Here is a 4,305-nt window from a genome sequence, read left to right on the forward strand (position 1 = left end):
CCCTCCTGGCCACCTGGACCGGCGCCTGCTCGATATGCGGCCAACCCGCACCAACCCCCGAACCACACCACAGGATCTAACAAAGCCCTACTAGGGAGTGGTTTTGTGCCCGGCAGCCTTCCGATCCGGGCACGCCGACAAGCCTGCCCCGGCTCGCGCACTTCACCCAGGCCCCGGTTCTGCGTACGACCAGTGGTCCTACTACTGGCGGGGTCAGGATGATGTGCGTACGTCCATGGATACTGGGCGCATGGACGAGCAGCCTGAATCCGATCTGCGGCCCGCCTGCGGCGGCGCTCCCGGTGACGGTGCGGGGCCCGCCCTCGACCGGCGCGCCGAGCTCAGCGAATTCCTCCGCAACAGCCGCGCGCGGCTGAAGCCGGACGACGTGGGGCTGCCCGACTTCGGGCGGTACCGCCGGGTCCCCGGGCTGCGTCGCGAGGAGCTGGCTCAGCTTGCCCGTGGCGTACTACACACGCCTCGAACAGGGCAACGGCCAGAACGTCTCCGTGGAGGTCCTGAACGCGATCGGTCCGCCCTGAGACTGACGGACGCCGAGGGCGCGCATCTGTCGCACCTCGCGAGGCCCAGGCAGCACAGGAAGAAGCCTTCGGTACGGCAGCAGCGTGTGCGCGGGGCCCTGAACCAGTTGCTCGTAAGCATGGACGGCATGCCGGCGTACGTCGTCGGCCGCCGTGCGGAGATCCTCGCGTGGAACCGGATGGCCGCGGCCGTCTTCGGCGACTGGTCGGAACTGCCCGCGCAGGAGCGGAACTGGGCACGCCTGGTGTTCCTGAAGCCCGACTACCGCGACCTCTTCGTGGAATGGGACCAGAATGCGTCGGACATCGTCGCCTTCCTGCGCATGGACGCCGGCTGCCGGCCCGACGACTCCCGGCTCTCCGCCCTCGTGGGTGCGCTGTCCGTGAAGAGCCAGGACTTCCGGCGGCTGTGGGCCAGGCACGACGTCAAGGAGAAGAGCCACGGCGTCAAGCGGCTGTGCCATCCACTGGTGGGTGAACTGTCACTGTCGTTCGAGACGTTCGCGCTCCCCGACGACGGCGAGCAGTCGATGGTCACCTACCACGCCGAACCTGGGTCGGTGTCGGCACAGGCGCTGTGCCTGCTCGCCAGCTGGGGCACGGACGCGACCCGGGCCGGAACGTCCGTGCCCGGCGGGCAGTAGCGCGAGGACCTGAAGTCCGGACGTGGGGCCGGCATCGGACGTGGGTCGAGAATCAGCCAAACCCTGTGGTGGCCTCAACGGCGCGGGGGAGGGGCGAGATGTCCGCCTCTCTGAGCGCGGGGCTGGTCGCCCCCATGTCCTCCGCGGCGGTGGGGGCGGTCGATCGGTGCCCCGGCCCTTCCAGCCACCGGCCCGTCTCCACGCGATGCACGTGTCTCCGGTCTATACCAAACCCTTGACAGGGTCAGCGTTCATTTCTTAAATCACGGTGTGAACTAAGTGCTGTGAGCCGTCACCCTCCCCCCGCTCGGTGCGGGAGGTACGGTGTTCTGCCTGCACCGAACTGACATGCCCATGTCTTTCGATCACCTCCCCCGAAGGGAGAGGCATGAGATCCCCACGCTTGCCTCGGCACCTGATCCTGTCCCTCGTCATGACGCTCGGTCTCGCCACCCTGTCCACCGGACTGGCGCAGAGCGCACCCGCCCCCGCCCCCGCCCCCGCCGTGCAGTCCGCCGACGCCGCGGCGGCAGCGGCCGCCATCACCTTCTCCGACGACTTCGACGGACCCGCGGGCTCCGCCGTCGACGGCGGCAAGTGGCAGGTCGAGACCGGCGACAACGTCAACAACCACGAGCGGCAGTACTACACCGCCGGCAACCGCAACGCCGCGCTCGACGGCCAGGGCAATCTGGTCATCACCGCACGCAAGGAGAACCCCGGCAACTACCAGTGCTGGTACGGGCGATGCGAATACACCTCGGCCCGGCTGAACACGTCCGGCAAGTTCACCACCACCTACGGCCGCGTCGAGGCCAGGATGAAGATCCCGCGCGGGCAGGGCATCTGGCCCGCGTTCTGGATGCTGGGCAGCGACATCGGCAGTGTGGGCTGGCCCAACAGCGGTGAGATCGACATCATGGAGAACGTCGGCTTCGAACCCGGAACGGTCCACGGCACCCTGCACGGTCCCGGCTACTCCGGCAGCGGCGGCATCGGCGCCGGCTACTCCCTGCCGGGCGGGCAGGCGTTCGCCGACGCGTTCCACACCTTCGCGGTCGACTGGAGCCCGAACGCGATCACCTGGTCCGTGGACGGCACCGTCTACCAACGCCGCACCCCCGCCGACCTGGGCGGGAAGCAGTGGGTCTTCGACAAGCCCTTCTTCGTCATCCTGAACCTCGCGGTCGGCGGCTACTGGCCGGGCGACCCCGACGGCAGCACGGTCTTCCCGCAGCAGCTCCTGGTCGACTACGTCCGCGTCAGCTCCGACAGCGGTCAGCCTGGCGGCGGCGGACCCATCACGGGTCTGGCGGGTAAGTGTGTGGATGTGGCTGCCGGTTCGGCGGTGAACGGTACGGCGGTGCAGTTGTACGACTGCAATGGTTCTGCGGCGCAGCAGTGGACGGTGGGTGCTGACGGGACGATCCGTGCGCTGGGCAAGTGCCTGGACGTGGCTTCGGCGGGCACGGCGGACGGTACGAAGGTGCAGTTGTGGGACTGCAACGGTTCTGCGGCGCAGCAGTGGGCGACACCGGCGGCGCGGGACATCGTGAATCCGCAGGCGGACAAGTGCCTGGACGTGACCGGCGGAAGCAGCGCCAACGGAACCCGGCTGCAGATCTGGACCTGCACCGGCTCCGCCAACCAGAAGTGGACGGTGACCCGGTGACCGCGAAGTCCTTCTCGAGACCTGTCGTGCGCGGCCTGCTGAGTACGGTGGCCGCGACGGCGGCTCTCCTTACAGGCCTGACCGCAACGCCCGCGAGCGGGGCCGCTGCGAGCACCGGCCAGATCACGGGTCTGGCGGGTAAGTGTGTGGACGTGGCTGCCGGTTCGGCGGTGAACGGTACGGCGGTGCAGTTGTACGACTGCAATGGTTCTGCGGCGCAGCAGTGGACGGTGGGTGCTGACGGGACGATACGTGCGCTGGGCAAGTGCCTGGACGTGGCTTCGGCGGGCACGGCGGACGGTACGAAGGTGCAGTTGTGGGACTGCAACGGTTCTGCGGCGCAGCAGTGGGCGACACCGGCGGCGCGGGACATCGTGAATCCGCAGGCGGACAAGTGCCTGGACGTGACCGGCGGAAGCAGCGCCAACGGAACCCGGCTGCAGATCTGGACCTGCACCGGCTCCGCCAACCAGAAGTGGACCGCGCCGAGCTCCGGTGGTGGCGAGACCCCCGGGCCGGGAGCCATGGCGGTGGCGCCGTACCTCTACAACGGCTGGGGCAGTCCGCCCAGCCCCACCACCGTGATGAACGCGACGGGCGTCAAGTGGTTCACCCTCGCCTTCGTCCTCAGCAACGGCTACTGCAACCCCCAGTGGGACGGTGGCCGGCCGCTGACCGGTGGCGTCGACCAGCAGACCGTCAACACCGTGCGAGCCGCCGGTGGTGACGTCATCCCGTCCTTCGGGGGCTGGAGCGGCAACAAGCTGGAGAGCTCCTGCTCCAGCGCCGGTGAGCTGGCGGCCGCATACCAGAAGGTGATCAACGCCTACGGGCTCAAGGCGATCGACATCGACATCGAGGCGGCGGCGTACGACAGCCCGGCCGTCCAGCAGCGCACGGTCGACGCGCTGAAGATCGTCAGGGCCAACAACCCCGGCATCAAGATCTACGTCACCTTCGGCACCGGCCAGAACGGCCCGGACAACAGCCTGATCAACAAGGCGGCGGCCTCCGGGCTCACCGTGGACAGCTGGACCATCATGCCGTTCAACTTCGGCGGCGCCGGCCAGAACATGGGAACTCTCACCGTCCGTGCCGCCGAAGGTCTCAAGACCGCGGTCAAGAACGCCTACGGCTACTCGGACGACCAGGCCTACCGGCACACCGGGATCTCCTCGATGAACGGCGTCACGGACAACGGCGAGACGGTGACCGTGGCCGACTTCCGCACCATCCTCGGCTACGCCCAGCAGCGCCATCTCGCACGGCTGACCTTCTGGTCCGTCAACCGGGACCGGCCCTGCACCGGCGGCGGAGCCGACACCTGCTCGGGAGTCTCCCAGCAGCCGTGGGACTTCACCCGGGTCTTCGCCTCGTACGCGGGCTGAACCACCCGTGGCCCCCTTGGCCGGCGCCCCGACGCAGCCCGGCAAACGGGGCAATTACG

The 4,305-nt window shown here is 68.6% G+C and carries 2 protein-coding genes and 1 pseudogene; all 3 read left to right on the forward strand.

Features of this window, described 5'->3' with window-relative positions:
• The first annotated feature begins 250 nt into the window (after positions 1-250).
• The 3 genes and pseudogenes from ACFU5K_RS31385 (at position 251) to ACFU5K_RS31395 (ending at position 4,246) form a co-directional block, all read left to right on the forward strand.
• Positions 251-1,186 (forward strand): annotated as a pseudogene (locus tag ACFU5K_RS31385) (helix-turn-helix transcriptional regulator).
• A gap of 388 nt (positions 1,187-1,574) precedes the next feature.
• Positions 1,575-2,858 (forward strand): lectin, encoded by a 1,284-nt coding sequence (locus tag ACFU5K_RS31390; RefSeq protein WP_384068000.1) that lies wholly within the window; start codon positions 1,575-1,577, stop codon positions 2,856-2,858.
• Positions 2,855-4,246: a lectin gene (locus tag ACFU5K_RS31395; RefSeq protein WP_384068003.1), complete on the forward strand. Its 1,392-nt coding sequence runs from the start codon at positions 2,855-2,857 to the stop codon at positions 4,244-4,246. Before ACFU5K_RS31390 ends, ACFU5K_RS31395 begins: the two co-directional genes overlap by 4 nt.
• Positions 4,247-4,305: the final 59 nt, after the last annotated feature.

This window comes from Streptomyces sp. NPDC057428 (assembly GCF_042803195.1).
Taxonomy (GTDB): domain Bacteria; phylum Actinomycetota; class Actinomycetes; order Streptomycetales; family Streptomycetaceae; genus Streptomyces.